We start from the raw sequence: 16531 nt of genomic DNA, 5'->3' as shown, positions 1-16531 counted from the left end.
ATGTTTTATGTATTCATCGGGCGCATAAATGCCAGCCAGCGACGCTCACCCAGGCGGAATAATGTAATCAGGGCGCATGAAGCCATTAAATAAATCAGTGCCGCAATGCCATAAGCCTGAAAGGACATATACGTCTCAGCATTGACATCCCCCGCCACTTTCAGCACATCAGGCACCGTGGCCGTAAAGGCTATGGCCGTCGCGTGTAACATCAGGATGACTTCATTACTGTAGTAAGGTAAAGCGCGCCGCAGCGCGGAGGGTAGAATAATGGTTCGGTACAGCATATGCCGGCTCATGCCAAAGGCCCGCGCCGCTTCAATCTCACCTGGGGAGATAGAGCGGATGGCGCCGGCAAATACTTCTGTGGTAAATGCCGTGGTATTTAAGCCCAGCGCCAGTATGGCGCAATAAAAACCATTGCGGAAAAAGCCATTTAACAGCGGCTGATCGTGCACCCATTGCAAACTGTAGACGCCGGTGTAAATAATCAACAGTTGAATATACAGCGGCGTGCCACGAAAAACATAGGTAAAACACCATACCGGCACTGAGAAAAATTTTATTTTTGAGGCACGCATAATAGATAATGGTAGCGAAAATGAAAACCCCATCAGCAGCGAGGCAACCAATAACCAGAGGGTTATTACCAAACCGGAATATTGGTAGCCATCATGCCAGATATAGGCTTTCCAATAAGTTTGCAGAATTTCAATCATAATCCCGCCTCCCTCACGCCAAGCTCATAACGTTTACTCAAGAGCGCAATCACCACGCCGGATATGCTGGTGACCAGTAAATAGAACAACGCGGCAATTACCAGATAGAAAAAGAGTTGCCCGGATCCTTTACCGACCTCCTGGGCCGCTTTGGTAATATCCGACAGGCCGATTATCGATACCAATGCGGTGGCCTTGACCAGAATAAGCCAGTTATTGCTTAACCCGGGCAGGGCAAAACGCATCATCTGGGGAAACATAATCAAACGAAAACTCTGCCAGCCACCCATGCCAAATGCCTTGGCCGCCTCCATTTGGCCGGCAGGCACCGCCATAATGGAACCGCGAAAGGTCTCGGTGAAATAGGCGCCATAGATAAAACCCAGGGTAATCACGCCGGCGCCAAAGGGATTAATATCGATCTGTTGCCAGCCTAAGGCGTCGGTGGCGTTATTAAGCCCCATTTGCAGGCTGTAAAATACCAGCAGCATAATGGCCAAATCAGGGATACTACGAATGACCGTGGTGTAGAGAGTGGCAATACCGCGCAAGACCAGGCTACCGGATAACTTGGCTACCGCGCCCGCCAGTCCGAGCAGCATTGCCACCGCCAGTGAAGCCAGGGATAGACGGACGGTCATGCCGATACCGGCGAGCAACATATCGCTATAGCCCTGTGGGATCATAAATACCTCGTTTCGCCGGTAATGTTATTGGCCGTAAATATCGATGCTGGGCGGAAAGTATTTGCGGGCTATTTTCTGATAGGTGCCGTCGGCATGCAGTTCCTTTAACGCCTGGTTAATATTGTCGGCCAGCTGTTGGTTATTTTTGTCGACGGCGATAGCCGATTCACCGGTGCCCAGCAGCGGATTCTCGATGGCGTTGCCGGCAAAGCGATAGCCTTTTCCCTTATCCGTGGACAAGAAGCCCAGTTCCCCCTGCACTTCACCGGTAAGCACGGCATCCAGCCGGCCGGAACGAAGGTCGCTATAGGCCAGATCCTGATTGCTATAAGAGATCACTTTTACTCCCGCCGGCGCCCACACTTTTTTAGCAAAAGATTCTACGTTGGTGCCCTGCTCGACACCGACGCTTTTACCGGCCAGACTCGCGGTATCCGAACTGAATCCGGCATCGTCCCTGGCAATAAGACGCGAATGCCCGACATGGACTTTATTGGTGAATAAAAGCTGCTTTTTACGCGCTTCGGTAACGCCGATAGAAGCGAGAATTGCGTCAAATTTTCGCGATTTTAAGGCCGGGATCATGGTAGATATTTCCGTTTCCACCCACTGGCACTTTTTTTGCAATTTGGCGCAGATGGCATTGCCCAGCTCTATTTCGAAACCGGTCATCTGACCGTCGCTGCCGCGATACTCAAAGGGCGCGTAGCCTAATGCCGTGCCGAATCTCAGGATATTATTATCTTGCGCCCAGACAGAGGCGCTCAACAGCGAACACATTAATACTAGTAAAGCGCCTGTGTGTTTCTTACCCGAAAAATTCATAATGCCTCAACCTTTATATTTAATGAGTAATAAAAAACAGCATATAATTTAATTTACCATGCGCTTCGAGCACGGTTAAATATTGCAATCACTATGCCAGTTTTTTTATTTTATAAAATTAAACAAAAACGCTTACTTAACCCTATGAATTATCATTGATTTAAATTAATAAATTAAATTTTCCATGCAACCAATGTTACGATGAATAAAATCTTTTTATTACTGATTTCTTTTTACTATAAAAGAATTTTATTATAAAAATCACCTCCACGACCGCCTGCACTTAATATGTGCGCACCTGCACTTAAATAGCGCCGCTTTTGGTTAATTTTATTTTTAACTTTTTCAAATAACACCATTTCCTTAGCGTTGCGGTGGGTAGCTCACCGCTCGCGGCGCGGATACGCGCCTGGACCACAGTATCCTAAGGCAGTCGTGGCCGTCACATCGCGTTACCCTGGGTAAAAAAGCGCCGAAAACGAGATTTTGCTCACTGAAAACGGCTAACTAAACGTTTAGCTTAACAACATAAACGTTTAGGTCGGTGTGAAAACGGCCATTGAGACCAGAAAATGCCCATGCGAAAAGTCACTATGCGGGACATCAGCCAAGCCACGGGTTTATCCATGTTTACGGTATCCAAGGCGCTTAACGGCGGTGAAGGCGTGTCGGAGGAGAGCCGCAACATGATCCTGCGGACGGCGCGGGAACTGGGTTATGTTCCCAATCGGGCGGCGCAGGAATTGCGCCGGTCCAGCCGGGATTCGGTGGCGGTGATCACCGCCCACGCGTCAAACTCTTATTACCTCAACCTGATGTCCGGCATCCAGCAAACGCTGCGGCCCTCGAACTGGACGGTGGTGGTGGGCGATGTCGCGGTGGACGGCGTGTACGATCCCTGCCTTGAAGACCGGATGATCAAGCGGCTAATCGAGTCGCGCATGGCCGGCGTGATTGCCACGCTGACGCTGAGCCCCGACAACATCAGGCTGCTGGAAACATGGGGGATCCCCATCGTTTTTGTTGACTCGGCCCCCCTGGGTGAAAACAGCCATCCCAGCGTCACCACCGATAACTATAACGCCAGCCTGCTGGTGGGAGACCATCTGGCCGGGCACGGCTATCGCGAATGGCTGTTCCTGATCTATCCGGAAAAATGGACCACGCGCTTTGAGCGCGAACGCGGCATACGCGAAGCGGCCCGCCGCCATGACGCCCGGCTGGTGGTGCTGGAAACCGATAACGACACGCACTCGGCATATGCCATGCTCGGACAGTACCTGGAACAAACCGCGCGGCTGCCGGACGTGCTGATTGCCGGCAACAACCCCTTGCTGCTGGGGGCGTTAAAACTCCTGCAGGACCGCCGGATCGCCATTCCCGCCGACATGGCGCTGGTCGGCTATGACGAATTCGACTGGGCGCCGCTGCTTAACCCACCGCTTACCACCCTGAACGAACACAGCGAAGAGATCGGCCGGCGCGCGGCCGAAATGCTGGTGGCGCTGATCGGTGAGCAAACCGGGCCGCAAAACGCGACGCCCTTGCCCGTATTCCGGCGCGAGTATCAACAGCAGGTACCGGCGGAGCTTATCGTCCGCCAGTCCTGCGGCTGCGGTTTTCCCGCCGCGTCCAAAAAGAAAGAAGAGTCGTAACCGGGCAACGCCTTTGCAGGATGTCCCGGCGCGCTGTACCTACACCTGTGCTATCCAACAATACGTGAAGTGAAGGGGAATCGAATGAAAATAATCCATAAAACATGTCTGTCCGTGGCCGTCGCCGCCGTGGTCGCCGCCACGCTCAGCCTGGCGCCCGCGGTCCAGGCGCAGGCCGCGCCGAAAAAGATCGCCCGCATCGGGTTAATGGTCCAGGACATGTCGAATCCATTTTTTTCCGCCATGACCAAAGGCGGCAAAAAAATGGCCGGCGAGATCGGCGCGACGCTGAACGTCCAGGACGCCCAGCTGGATCTGTCCAACCAGAATACCCAGATCGACGCTTTTATTCAGCAGGGGGTGGATCTGATCGTGATTTCCGCTGTGGATGAATCCGGTATCGAGCCGGCTATCGAACGGGCCAAAGCCGCCGGCATCATTGTGATTGCAGTGGATACCCCGGCCAAAGGGGCGGACGCCGCCGTTATGACCAACGCCGTGCAGGCCGGGGAAAAGTCCTGTGACTACTTATTTACCCAAATGGGCGGCAAGGGGGAAGTCCTGCTGGTGGACGGTACGCCTATCCAGACCATTATAGATCGCATTAAGGGCTGTAAAAACGTCGCCCAAAAATACCCCGGCATCAAGATTGTCGGGCAACAGTCTTCCCGCAACGACCGGGCCTCCGGACTGGCGGTGACCACCGATATGCTGACCGCCCACCCCGACGTCACCGGTATTTTCGGCATGAACGACCCCTCAGCCCTGGGCGCCGTGCTGGCGGTGGAACAGGCGGGCAAGGCGGGAGGTATTAAGGTCACAGGCGTCGACGGCAGCCCGGAGGCAGTGGACGAGCTCAAGCGATCAGGCTCGCCCTTTATCGGCACCGCCACGCAGAATCCGGGGGAAATGGTGCACCAGGCCATTAAGATTGCCCAGGATATCGCGGCTGGCAAACCGGTTGCCGCGCGCACCGTTCTTATTCCCAGCGTGCTGGTCACGCGCGACAACGTGGCCGGCTACCCGGGCTGGTAAGCGGCGAAACATCAACACGGGCGGGATGGGCGACGCGGCCTATTCCGCAGGGTGAGGACGATGGCTGACAGAACGGCACACCCCCTTTTACAGCTTGAGGGGATCTCGAAACGCTATGGCGCCACGCTGGCGCTAAATGATGTCCGCTTCGAATTGCGGGCCGGGGAAGTCCACGCCCTGATGGGCGAGAACGGCGCGGGCAAGTCGACGCTGATGAAGATCCTGGCCGGCAATGTGGCGCGCGATAGCGGTCGCATCCTGATCGACGGTAATGCTATCGCTATCCGATCGCCGCGCGATGCGCGCAGCAACGGCATCGCCATCATCCACCAGGAGCTTAACACGGTGCCGGATATGACGGTGGCCGAAAACCTGGCGCTGGGCCAGGAGCCACTGACCCGCCTGGGGTGGCTGGATCGGGAACGGATGTACCGGGAGGCACGGCAAAAACTGGAGCGCATCCAGGCGGATATTGATCCCCGCCAGCCGCTCGGTGCGCTGAGCATCGGCCGGCAGCAGATGGTGGAGATTGCCCGCGCCGTCAGCGAGGATGCGCGCGTCCTGGTGCTTGACGAGCCGACGGCCGCCCTGTCCCGCACTGAAGCGCAGGCGCTCTACGGCATCATTAACCAAATGAGCCGCGCGGGCGTGGGCATGATTTACATCTCGCATCGTATGGAGGAAGTCTGGCAGTTGGCGCATCGCGTCACGGTGTTTCGCGACGGCGGCTGGGTGGGCACCCGGGACATGCGCGATATCTCTCCCGCCGAGGTGGTGCGCATGATGGTGGGGCGGCAAATCATTGATCTTTATCAACATGACGCCCGCGTGCCCGGGAAAGTCCTGCTGGGTGTGACCGGCCTGGCGGGAGATAAGGTCGGTCCGGTGACTTTTCAGGTACGGGCCGGTGAGGTGGTGTGCATGGCCGGGCTTATCGGCTCGGGGCGGACCGAAATCGGCCGACTGCTGTTCGGCGCCGACCCGCGCACGGCGGGTACGGTGCGTCTGGCGGGACAGGAAAGCGCCCCCGCCGATCCAACCGCCGCGATTGCCGATGGGATCGGCATGGTATCCGAGGATCGCAAGGCGCAGGGGCTGTTTCTGGACCATTCCGTTGAGCGCAATATCGCGCTCAGCTCGCTTGACCGCTACGTCACCGCCGGCGTGATCAGGCAGGGCGCCGTGCGCGCCGCCGTTACCCAACAGATGACCCGGCTGCGGCTGCGGCTCAACGCACTCGACCTGCCGGTAAAGGACTTATCCGGCGGCAACCAGCAAAAGGCGGCGCTGGCGCGCTGGCTGCTGCGCGATTCCCGGCTGCTGATCCTTGACGAGCCCACCCGCGGGGTCGACATCGGGGCCAAGCGGGAAATTTATGAGCTTATCGATCAGCTGGCCCGGGCCGGAAAAGCGGTGCTGGTGATTTCATCCGATTTACCCGAAGCCATCGGTATCAGCGATCGGCTTCTCGTGATGCGTAACGGACGCATCGTCCATGAAATGTCCTCGGCAACGGCGACGGAAGAGATCGTGATGCTTCACGCCACGGGGACGTTTGCCGGTCAGCCGGAAGAAAGTGAAGGTGGGTAATATGAACAAAGAGAATCCTGTTTCCGCAACGCCGGCCGCCCGGGCGCCGTTTGATTTTGCCCGCTGGTGGGATCGGGTGGGAATACTGATGGTGTTGCTGGCGCTGGTGCTACTGATGTCGCTGTTCGCCCCGAATTTCAATCGGGTGGACAATCTGCTGAATATCGCCCGCTCCATATCCGTGAACGCGATCCTGGCGGCGGGACTGACTTTTGTGATCCTGACCGGCGGGATTGATTTGTCCGTCGGCTCTATTGTCGCCGTCTCAGGCGTAGTGTCCGTGGTGGCGGCCATGGCCGGCTGGCCGGCGCCGGTGGCGATTCTCGCCGGCACCCTCGCCGGAGCCGCCTGCGGGCTTATCAACGGCACGCTGACGGCCTACCTGTCGCTGGCGCCGTTTATTGTTACCCTGGGCACCATGACATTTTTACGCGGACTGGCCTACACCATCACCGAAGGCCAGCCCATTGTGTCAAGCAGCCTGAGCTTTCGCGAACTTGGCAACGGCTACCTGGCCGGCATCCCAATCCCGGTGATCATCATGGCCGTGGTGTATGTGCTGGCGTGGTTTATCCTGGAGCGCACCCGCTACGGGCGCCACCTGTACGCGGTGGGCGGCAATGCCCAGGCGGCCCGCCTGGCCGGGGTGCGAGTCAATCGCATTACCACCTCCGTGTATGTTATTGCCGGCATCTGCTCGGGCCTGGCGGGCATTATCTTTGCGGCGCGGGTTATCTCGGCCCAGCCCACGGCGGGCACCGGTTATGAACTGGACGCCATCGCCGCGGTGGTGCTGGGGGGCACCAGCCTGTCGGGCGGACGCGGACGAATTATCGGCACGCTGATCGGCTCCATTATTCTTGGCGTGCTGAGCACCGGGCTTATCCTCCTCAGCGTCCCCTTCTTCACCCAACTGCTGATCAAAGGAATCGTTATTATCCTGGCGGTGGCCATCGACGGGCTTAAACAGCGCCCGGAGCTGTTCACCTTCTGGCGCCGGCAAAAAACCCCGCCGTCATAACGCCGCCTGCATGTTCCCTTACTCAGTCCGCTGTCGCGGCAGCGGACCCTATGCCTCTTGTTATGGAGACCCTGCATGTCAGATACCATTACCGTCACGGATCCGCTTTCCGGGCAGCGGGTGCATGAACCCGTGATATTCGCCATCGAACGGGATGTTGCCGGCGACCTGTGGCTGGCCGCCACCGACAGTGGCGAGCCGGTGCTCTGCCAGCGGCTCGCCGCCGGTTCAGGCCATGGCCGCACCCGCTTTATCGCTACCGTCAGCTTTACCGGCCGGCTTCGTTTCACCCTCGAGCGGCCCTGTACGGTGGTGGAAGCCGCGCGGTTCGGCGGTATTCAGCCGCTGCCCGGCAAAGAAATCGACTGCTTCGCGCGCCTCGATACCGGCGCCTTCGATCTTGAACTGTGCCGCGGCACCGCCCAGGGGGCGGGTTCATCGAAGTGGGGCATCCGCCATTTCCGCGCCGCCGGGGATGGTTTTGAGCTGCTGCCGTCCGGGAATAACGCCATCGGCGGATTCTATGGCCCCTTTTTCACTCCGGAAAACGGGCTGATCAACCCCCCCGAACATACCACGGTGGCCATTGAAACCGTGGAATGCGGACCGGTACTGCATCATTACCGCATGCATGGGGTGATCCCCGACGGTCTGCTGCCGGAATTACGCGGCAAGCGCTTTAGCATCGACTGGCAATTTTTTTATAAAACACCCTTCTTTCAGCGCCGCTACCGGGTCGATAGCTTCCAGACCGAGATCAACGGCCGCTCGGTAACCGATAAAATCACTGTCGGCGATGAGTTTGAAGGCGGCCCGGGACAGCTGGTATTTGATCGCTTCGCCGCCTACGGTGGAACGCGCTATCGCGCCGGCGATCCCTACGCCGGGGAACTGGTGGCGATGGTGGCCGATACGGTGGCCAACTCAGCGAATCACAGCCCGAAATTTGAAGAGTTCCGCGCCCGGCTGGCGGATATGGCGTCGGCCCACTGGGATCTCTACTGGCGCCTGTTCTGCGCCTGGGAAAACGTGCTCGACGAAGACGAACTGCGGGACAGGCTGGCCCGGGTAAGAGCCCGCGCGCACGTCAGCGCCGATCTGAATGACCGCCCCTGGGTCTTGACGGACCAGGCGGTGGATGTCTCCGCCATGGCGCATGAAACGATTTTCCCGGGACCGGCCAGCAAAACGGTGGAATACCACCAGGACGCGGGCCGCGCCATGGTCTGGTGGACTTCACGCCCCTCCGGCGCCTTTCAAATTGTGCAGCGCCGCCAGTCCGGCTGGGTGAACTGGGGCAGCAACGGCGAGAATGAATGCCCGGAACTGCCGACCGGGGTGGCGATCAAAACCGCTTACGGTCATTTCGCCGCATGCTGGATGCAAGTTGCCGACCAGCTTGAAACACCGCCGGTGGTCACGGTGGGTGAAGGAGAACGCTGATGATTTTATGTTGCGGCGAAGCGCTGATAGATATGTTGCCCCGCGTTACCGCGGGCGGGGAAGCCGCCTTTCTTCCCTGCCCCGGCGGCGCGGCGTTCAATACCGCGATAGCCCTTGGGCGGCTCGGGGTGCCGACGGGGTTGTTCTCCGGTCTGTCATCCGATTTTATGGGCGGGATACTGCGCGACGCCCTGTCGCGCGCCAATGTCGATGGCACGCATGCGGCCTGCTCCGCGCTCCCGACCACGCTGGCGTTTGCGCAATTGGTTGAGGGCCAGGCGCGCTATACCTTCTATGACGAGAATACCGCGGGCCGCATGCTGACGGAAAGCGATCTGCCGGCCACGCAAGAGGCGACCGCCCTGCTGTTCGGTGGCATTAGCCTGATCGCCGAGCCTTGCGGCAGCGTCTATGAAGCCCTGATGGCGCGTGACGCGCCGCAACGGGTGATGTTCCTCGACCCGAATATCCGCGCCAACTTCATCGCCGACCGGGAGACCTATCTTGCCCGCCTGCAACGCATGATGGCCCTGGCGGATATCGTCAAACTCTCCGACGAGGATTTAGCCTGGTTCGGGGAAAGCGGCAGCGACGAGGAGATTGCCGGCCGCTGGCTGGCGCGCGGTCCAAGCCTGATGGTCATCACCCGCGGCGCTGCCGGCGCCGACGCCTATTCGGCCGCCGCCAGGGTGCATATTCCGGGGGTCAAGGTGCCCGTGGTGGATACGGTGGGAGCCGGAGATACGGTAAATGCCGGGATACTGGCCAGCCTGCACGCCCAGGGGTTGCTGACCAAGGCGGCCATTGCCGGACTGAACGAGGAGCAGATGCGCGCCGCGCTGGCGCTCGGGGTTGGCGCGGCCGCGATTACCGTGTCGCGCGCGGGGGCGAATCCGCCTTGGGCTGATGAAGTTGTCGCGTGGTGAGACGGCGCCACGGGGAATGGCCCAGCGTGCGGGACGCATCGTGGCGCTGGCAGGAAAATGCCTCATCTTCGTTTAACCGACTTAGCATGCTGGCATGGCACGAAAAAATCATGCCCGGCCCCCTGATATGCCTGCTCCGCAAACGCTGATACCGCAATCCCTGTCATTGTGCTCCCGGATTTGGACTTCCGGGAGCATTAGCCTGGCGATTTACTCCTTCGCTATCGGCACGGCGTTTTCATCGATTTTGGTCTCGCCCTGAATAGCCGCAATCTTCTTCTCAACGTCTGCGACCTGCTCTTTGCCGTGCAGTAATGTATAGGTCAGATCAAACTGGGTGCTGGCTCCCGGCTGCAGTTGCTTAACGCGTTTTTGCTCACGCTCGATGGTGACCGGGTAAGCATAGCTGGTGCCTGGTTCGATACCCGTTACATACCCCTGTTTTACCGTATCGGTATTCTTCCATAACGTCAGTACGGGTAACTGACGGGTATCGAACTGGATGGATGCGCCCTGATCTCCCTCTTTGTTCACGACTGCCGCCAGTGATTGGTGGTTCTGGTCGGATAGCGGCCTGATGTTAAAGACCATTTCATCAAACCCTTTGGTCGGACCGGCAAAGGTTTGCCATGTCTTCAGTCCGTCTTTGGCATAATCGTTAAACGGACTGATACTGGCCATCGGCGCCAGGAAGCGCGCGCCGTTTTCCAGAATCGGCGCGCCGAAATTGCTGTGATAGATAATCTGGTAATCGTGGGGATAATCCGCATGGTTGGTTAAGACGTCATGCAGGCTGAAACTGTTGCTACCGGGCACATAGCGCAGTTCGGTCATGGTCTGCAAATCGGCTTTCTTGAAGGTGCTTTCCTTGATCAGGCCACGAATATGAATTTCATAGGGCGCCGTATCCGCCACCTCCACTTCCACCTGTGAGGCCGGGGTGTTGCCCGCTTTACCATGCAGCGTGTAGATTTGACCGTCTGCGGTAACCGGATGACCGGTCCATTCATAGCCACAGCGGACTATCATTTCATTAAAACCTTCCAGCCAGCCCACCCCATTGCGGCTTTCCAGATTGATAAACGCCGGGTTGACCACCTCTTTGACGGGGGAATCCCAGCCCATTTTCGAACCGAAGCCTTCAACCCGCAGCAGGTTCATCCCGCGGGTTGGACTCAGGGTAATGGTGAGGCCATCTTTGCTGCTGATGACAATCACTTTGCTGCCTTCTTGTTTACCGCCATGCAGCACTTTCTGTTCAATGCTGAACGTCTTATCCTTTACCTTCAGCTCTGTGCTTGAAATCTTCCAGTTTCCCTTTTCAGCGCCCACTTCAGCACTTGTCAGCACCCAGGTTTTAGCCGCGGCATGACCCGAAATCATGACTGCAAGTACCGTTAAAGCCAGTTTAGTTTTCATTTCTCTTCCCTTTTGCTGAATCGATTATTGTTTTGCCTAAGAAAATCTACTGGCAAGCAGGTTAAAGAAATGTGATGAGCTTCACCTGATAGAAAAGTGAACTAAAAATGCGATAAAAATGGGGTTCATATCGCAATAATAATGAAATAACATCGATGCATTACTTTATATTTGCGTTATACAACAACATTTGCTTTATCGTTTCAGCTAAATTATTACTGATGTGGCCCGGACGTGTGCGCCGGGTAGAAATGACGAGGCGTTAACCAAAAGCGGGTCAGGGATGGTTTAGGCTGAAACTGACGCACAGGTGTTTCTCCTCCCGGGAAAACTAACGGGCGCAAAGACTGGGAAGCCCGGCGCCGTTTTCCCCTGTCAGGCGCCCTTTTGTGCCGGCTGACGAATCGGGCTTTGATTCGCCAGCCGTAAGCCTTGTAGGCACAGGAACTTCTGTGAGGTTTATCGGCAATGCGGAAAAACAAGGTGCCATTTCTGGTCAGCCGATAAACGTAGCGCCAGGCCGCAGGTCTTGTCAGCCAGCATAAGCCGGTTATTCTTCAGGCGCATGATAGGCACTCACCCGTCTTCCGGCCCGCTTACGGGCACAGGCTCTTTTCGCATCACCAGACATAGAAAAGCCCGCGTCAGTTCCCTGAAACGGGCTTTTTACCAGGCGATCTCTATCGTTGCTGCCGGTCAACAATTTTTATAAGTCGAATCGATCCAGATTCATCACCTTCGTCCAGGCCGCGACAAAGTCTTTAACAAACTTTTCTTTGGCATCACTGCTGGCGTAAACCTCTGCTGATGCACGTAATACGGCATTAGAGCCAAATACCAGGTCGGCGCGCGTTGCACTGTATTTGACCTCGCCACTGGCGCGATAGCGCCCCTCGAATCGTTCACCTGAGGAGTCGATGGCTCTCCATTCAATGGCCATATCCAGTAGATTTACAAAGAAGTCAGTATTAAGTTCACCCAGGTTATTTGTAAACACGCCAAGCTGGCTGCCATCGTAGTTTGTTCCAAGCGCCCGTAAACCCCCGATGAGCACCGTTAATTCCGGCACGGTGAGGGTAAGCTGCTGTGCCTTGTCGATCAGGAGATCCTCAGTCGATGTACTGTCGAAAACACCGCGATAGTTACGGAAACCATCCGCTTTTGGTTTAAGCAATTCGAACATGGCGATATCAGTCTGATCCTGGCGGGCATCCACACGACCTGGGGTGAAAGGCACATCAATCTCAACGCCGGCCGCTTTCGCCGCCCGTTCTACACCGACCACGCCGGCCAGCACGATCACATCCGCCAGGGAAGCTTTTTGCAATGACTGCTGAATGGCTTCCAGCGTGGGCAGGACGCGGGCGGCAATGACGTTCACGTCCCATTCTCTTTGCGGTAGCAGCGCCAGCCGTGCCCCGTTTGCGCCGCCCCGTTTGTCGCCGCCGCGGAAGGTTGATGCCGAAGCCCATGCCACCGAGGCCAGTTCACCGGCGCTCAGGCCGGATGCGGCAATTTTTTCTTTCAGCAGTGCGATATCGGCGCTGGTCGGGTGATAGACCGGCAGCGGCAGCGGATCCTGCCAGATTAAGTCTTCTTTTGGCACCTCGGGCCCGATATAACGCGCCTTGGGTCCCATATCCCTGTGAGTCAGCTTGAACCACGCCCGGGCAAAGGCTTCGTTGAAAGCCTGGGGATCGTCATGGAAACGACGCGCTATCTTTTCAAACTCCGGATCGAAACGAAGCGTCAGATCGGTGACCAGCATGGTGGGTTTGCGTTTTTTTTCGGCATCAAAGGCATCAGGAATACTCTGCGGCGCATTAACCGCTTCAAACTGGATAGCGCCCGCCGGACTGCGCGTCTGTACCCACTCATATTTAAACAGATTTTCGAAGAAGTTATGGCTCCACTGCGTCGGCGTCTGCGACCAGATCACTTCCAGACCGGAGGTGATGGCATCAGCCCCGGCACCCGAGCCAAAACTGCTCGCCCAGCCCAGGCCTTGCGCTTCAATAGCCGCGGTTTCAGGGTCAACGCCGACATGGCTGGCGGGACCTGCGCCATGCGTTTTGCCCAGCGTATGGCCGCCGGCGATTAACGCAACGGTCTCTTCATCGTTCATCCCCATATTGCCGAAGGTGGCGCGGATAGCCGGGGCGGCCGAGGCGGGATCACCACTGTGGTTGGGGCCTTCGGGATTGACGTAAATCAGCCCCATTTCCGTTGCGCCCAGCGGCGATTGCGCCAGCGATTCAGGATGGCGGTGTTCAAGCCAGGTTGTCTCGCCGCCCCAGTTCACGTCCAGATCGGGTTCCCATACGTCTTCGCGCCCGGCACCAAAGCCAAAGGTACGGAAACCGGAGTTTTCCAGAGCGACGTTGCCCGCAAGGATATAGAGGTCGGCCCAGGAAATTTTTTGCCCGTATTTTTGCTTCACCGGCCACAGCAAACGGCGCGCCTTGTCGAGGCTGACATTATCTGGCCAGGAGTTCAACGGTGCGAAGCGCTGCTGGCCGCGTCCCGAGCCGCCGCGCCCGTCGACGGCGCGATAAGTCCCGGCGCTATGCCACGCCAAGCGGATGAAAAGACCGATATAACTGCCCCAGTCGGCGGGCCACCAGGGTTGCGACTCAGTGAGCAGCGCTTTCAGGTCGGCTTTGAGCGCGGAGTAATCTAATTTGGCGAATTCCTGGCGGTAATCAAAGGATTCGTCCAACGGGTTAGAGCGGGTTGAGTGCTGATTCAGGAGGTCGACTCTGAGCTGGTTAGGCCACCAGTCCCGATTATGTGTCCCTCCGCCGGATGCCTTATTGGAATTTCCTTCATGAAAAGGGCATTTACTCTCTGATGCTTCTCTTTCTGCTTCAACAATCGGCTTTGCGTCTTTTGCTTCTTCATCAATCGAATTGCTCATGACCATACTCCTTTTATGTATTCTCATTGCTACTCTATACGCGGACTTAACCCAGTCACACCTGTATTACCCTATGTATTTGATAGACCTCTCCATAGGATTACAGCGTTCATTCTGTGGTGTTAATCATGCAAGCGTTCTTTCCCTGCGCCTATATTGCCAGTTAATGGCAAAGGGATTCCCTGCCAGAGACGCAAAATAAGAAAAGCCCAGGCGGATTGATAAATATTGATCAGGGCGGCTTGTTGCCAATATGTTAAATTGCCAGTAAGTAGTATAAGTGTTAGGATATTATATATTTTGTATAATCCGTAGAGGCCCTATGCTGCAGCACGAGAGCATCAGCCATAAAGTTTATGAGCTGCTAAAGCAGGAGATCATTTCCAATCAGCTTAAATCCGGTGAGCGGCTTATCGTTAAAAATCTGAGCGTACGGTTTGGCGTCAGCGGCATACCCGTGAGGGAAGCGCTGTTTCGTCTCGCCGCAGAAAAACTCATTTTACTGGAGCATAACAAAGGATTCCGGGTGGCGGATAAACCCGACGCCCGGGATATTGCCCAGTGGCAGCAGGCGCGCCTGCTGATTGAGCCTGCCATAGCCGACATGGTCCTTACGAATATTACGCCGGATGAAATCGCTTATCTTCGCCAGCTCAATGATTCCATGCGTACCCACCATTATGGCCCCCGGTATGAACAGTACAGTTATTTCATTAATCTTAATGCCGAATTTCATAAGCACATTGTCATTGCGTCACGTAATGATTTAATTATCGAGATGTACGCCACCCTGAACTATGGACCGCAGGTGGGCCGCTTTCACGAGGAGCGCGGCGTGCCTGACCTGCAACTGTTGTGCGATGAGCATGATGAGATTATCGATGCCATAGAGCGGCGGGACGCGGAAATGTATCGCAGTAAATCAGCGGACCACATCATCCTGGGCTTTGACCGCCAAATCTCATACAGCACAGCCCGATAAAACGCGCCCTTTAGTTTCCCTAACGCCGCCGGGCGGGCGTAGGGATAAATCCGCATATTCCTCAGGGCAGGTAGCGCCCGTGGTTTTCCCGGATGGCGTCGAAGATATCCCCGGCCTGTTTTCCGCTAACCAGGCCATCGCGGACGATGGCGGATGAACTGTCTTGGAACGGGATGTAGCCGTGATACTTTGGCCGGACATAGGCATTGGCAACGGTTGAAAACGTGTTGCGGAAAAAGTTGCCCGTCAGTTCGTTGGCATGGTGATCATGCCATGCCCGGACATTGGCGGGCTGTCCGCCGTTTTCAACCACCAGCGTGGACTGTACGCGTTCTGACACATACCGCATGATGTGGTCGATAAGACCAGGCGTTAGCCCGCAATGCACGGAAATCGCCAGCCCGGTCCCGCCCAAAATGGATCCACGCATAGCCGGTTCGCCGCAGTGGGGAATGTCAACGAAGCTGACGGGCCTGCCGTCGTCAGGCGTGGCGTAATTGACATAACCGAAAATGGCGGGACACAGGTCAACACGTCCCTGAGCCATTTCATCCAGCAACCCGATGGGGTTAAGATCAACCAGCCCGGGCTGCTGAGAGGAATAAATCTCCCTCATAAATGTCAGCGCCTGGGCCGCCACCGCCTTATCCAGGACAAAATCATTGCCCAAAAAAAGCGTGCCCCCCAGCGACAGGCTAATGGCATAAAATGTCAAAAGCGCATGAGGTCCGCCCAACGACAGCGCCACCCGTCCCGGGTTTAACCGGCTCAAACGCAGGACTTCCTGCCAGGTGTCCGGCTGGGCCGAGGCGGCCTGCCCGGCCAGCGCGCAAACCTGGGCGGCGGCATCAATGGGAATGGCCCAGTGCCGGCCGTAATACTGGTAACTGTCAAAGGAGGGACCTACGCTGCTGTTACGCAGGAAGGATAACTGCGCCTCGCTTAGAAACGCCTCCAGGGGACGTAAACAGCCTTTCTCCGCCGCTTCACCGATGCCGGGATTATCGACAATCAGGAAATCATATCTCTCGGCGAGCTCATCAATGGGATGGGACTCAAAACCTTCCAGTTTCTGGACAGCCCAGTCCACCTTTACCGCACCGTCTTCTCGCGCCCACGCCTGAAGAGGCCGGTGGCCGCGCGGATGATCCCAGGTTAACCCTTTGAATGTTTTCATTATAATTCCTTTATTATTTAATAAGATACCAAACACTGACCCTGATTCTATCGGTTAGCACGCATAGAAATTTCGATCATCATCACACTTTTTTAAATATTATATATAATATCTAATAAATTTCGCCTAAATTATT

At 56.5% G+C, this 16531-nt stretch carries 13 protein-coding genes; 7 read left to right on the top strand and 6 right to left on the bottom strand.

Annotated features, from left to right (window positions below):
• Positions 1-5 precede the first annotated feature (5 nt).
• The 3 genes from ABUK12_RS01240 to ABUK12_RS01230 are packed head-to-tail and all read right to left on the bottom strand — an operon-like array spanning position 6 to position 2173.
• The gene (locus tag ABUK12_RS01240; protein ID WP_410014579.1) at positions 6-719 is read right to left on the bottom strand and encodes an ABC transporter permease; all 714 of its coding nucleotides are present in this window, start codon (positions 717-719) and stop codon (positions 6-8) included.
• Positions 716-1402, bottom strand: a complete 687-nt coding sequence (locus ABUK12_RS01235) for an ABC transporter permease (protein ID WP_410016789.1) — start codon at positions 1400-1402, stop codon at positions 716-718. The genes ABUK12_RS01240 and ABUK12_RS01235 overlap by 4 nt, the downstream gene beginning before the upstream one ends.
• 27 nt (positions 1403-1429) lie before the next feature.
• Positions 1430-2173 (bottom strand): transporter substrate-binding domain-containing protein, encoded by a 744-nt coding sequence (locus tag ABUK12_RS01230; RefSeq protein ID WP_410014578.1) that lies wholly within the window; start codon positions 2171-2173, stop codon positions 1430-1432.
• A gap of 635 nt (positions 2174-2808) precedes the next feature.
• Here ABUK12_RS01230 and ABUK12_RS01225 point away from each other — a divergent pair.
• The 6 genes from ABUK12_RS01225 to ABUK12_RS01200 all read left to right on the top strand — a co-directional run bounded on the left by ABUK12_RS01225 (position 2809) and on the right by ABUK12_RS01200 (position 9900).
• Positions 2809-3885 carry a LacI family DNA-binding transcriptional regulator gene (locus ABUK12_RS01225; RefSeq protein WP_410014577.1) on the top strand — a complete coding sequence of 359 codons (1077 nt, stop codon included), beginning with the start codon at positions 2809-2811 and terminating at the stop codon, positions 3883-3885.
• An 84-nt stretch (positions 3886-3969) separates the two neighbouring features.
• Positions 3970-4920, top strand: coding sequence for an ABC transporter substrate-binding protein (locus ABUK12_RS01220; protein WP_410014576.1), 951 nt, complete (start codon positions 3970-3972; stop codon positions 4918-4920).
• Between the two features lie 60 nt (positions 4921-4980).
• The gene (locus ABUK12_RS01215; RefSeq protein ID WP_410014575.1) at positions 4981-6510 is read left to right on the top strand and encodes a sugar ABC transporter ATP-binding protein; all 1530 of its coding nucleotides are present in this window, start codon (positions 4981-4983) and stop codon (positions 6508-6510) included.
• A gap of 1 nt (position 6511) precedes the next feature.
• A complete protein-coding gene (locus tag ABUK12_RS01210) occupies positions 6512-7531 on the top strand; it encodes an ABC transporter permease subunit (RefSeq protein ID WP_410014574.1) in 1020 nt (339 codons plus the stop codon).
• Between the two features lie 75 nt (positions 7532-7606).
• Positions 7607-8974, top strand: coding sequence for a hypothetical protein (locus tag ABUK12_RS01205; protein ID WP_410014573.1), 1368 nt, complete (start codon positions 7607-7609; stop codon positions 8972-8974).
• Entirely contained in the window at positions 8974-9900 is a 927-nt protein-coding gene (locus ABUK12_RS01200) for a carbohydrate kinase family protein (protein WP_410014572.1), read from the top strand. The genes ABUK12_RS01205 and ABUK12_RS01200 overlap by 1 nt, the downstream gene beginning before the upstream one ends.
• Positions 9901-10110: 210 nt before the next feature.
• On the opposite strand, the gene ABUK12_RS01195 is transcribed toward ABUK12_RS01200, so the two are convergent.
• Positions 10111-11319: an aldose 1-epimerase family protein gene (locus ABUK12_RS01195; RefSeq protein ID WP_410014571.1), complete on the bottom strand. Its 1209-nt coding sequence runs from the start codon at positions 11317-11319 to the stop codon at positions 10111-10113.
• Positions 11320-12025: 706 nt separating this feature from the next.
• Positions 12026-14236 (bottom strand): catalase/peroxidase HPI, encoded by a 2211-nt coding sequence (gene katG, locus ABUK12_RS01190; protein WP_410014570.1) that lies wholly within the window; start codon positions 14234-14236, stop codon positions 12026-12028.
• 322 nt (positions 14237-14558) lie between these two features.
• On the opposite strand from katG, the gene ABUK12_RS01185 reads away from it, so the two are divergent.
• Entirely contained in the window at positions 14559-15218 is a 660-nt protein-coding gene (locus tag ABUK12_RS01185; RefSeq protein WP_410014569.1) for a GntR family transcriptional regulator, read from the top strand.
• A 61-nt stretch (positions 15219-15279) separates the two neighbouring features.
• Here ABUK12_RS01185 and ABUK12_RS01180 read toward each other — a convergent pair whose 3' ends face one another.
• Positions 15280-16395 (bottom strand): hypothetical protein, encoded by a 1116-nt coding sequence (locus ABUK12_RS01180; protein ID WP_410014568.1) that lies wholly within the window; start codon positions 16393-16395, stop codon positions 15280-15282.
• Positions 16396-16531: the final 136 nt, after the last annotated feature.

This window comes from Sodalis sp. C49 (genome assembly GCF_046352915.1).
Classification (GTDB): domain Bacteria; phylum Pseudomonadota; class Gammaproteobacteria; order Enterobacterales; family Enterobacteriaceae; genus Acerihabitans.
This window is presented reverse-complemented; position numbering and strand designations above follow the sequence as displayed.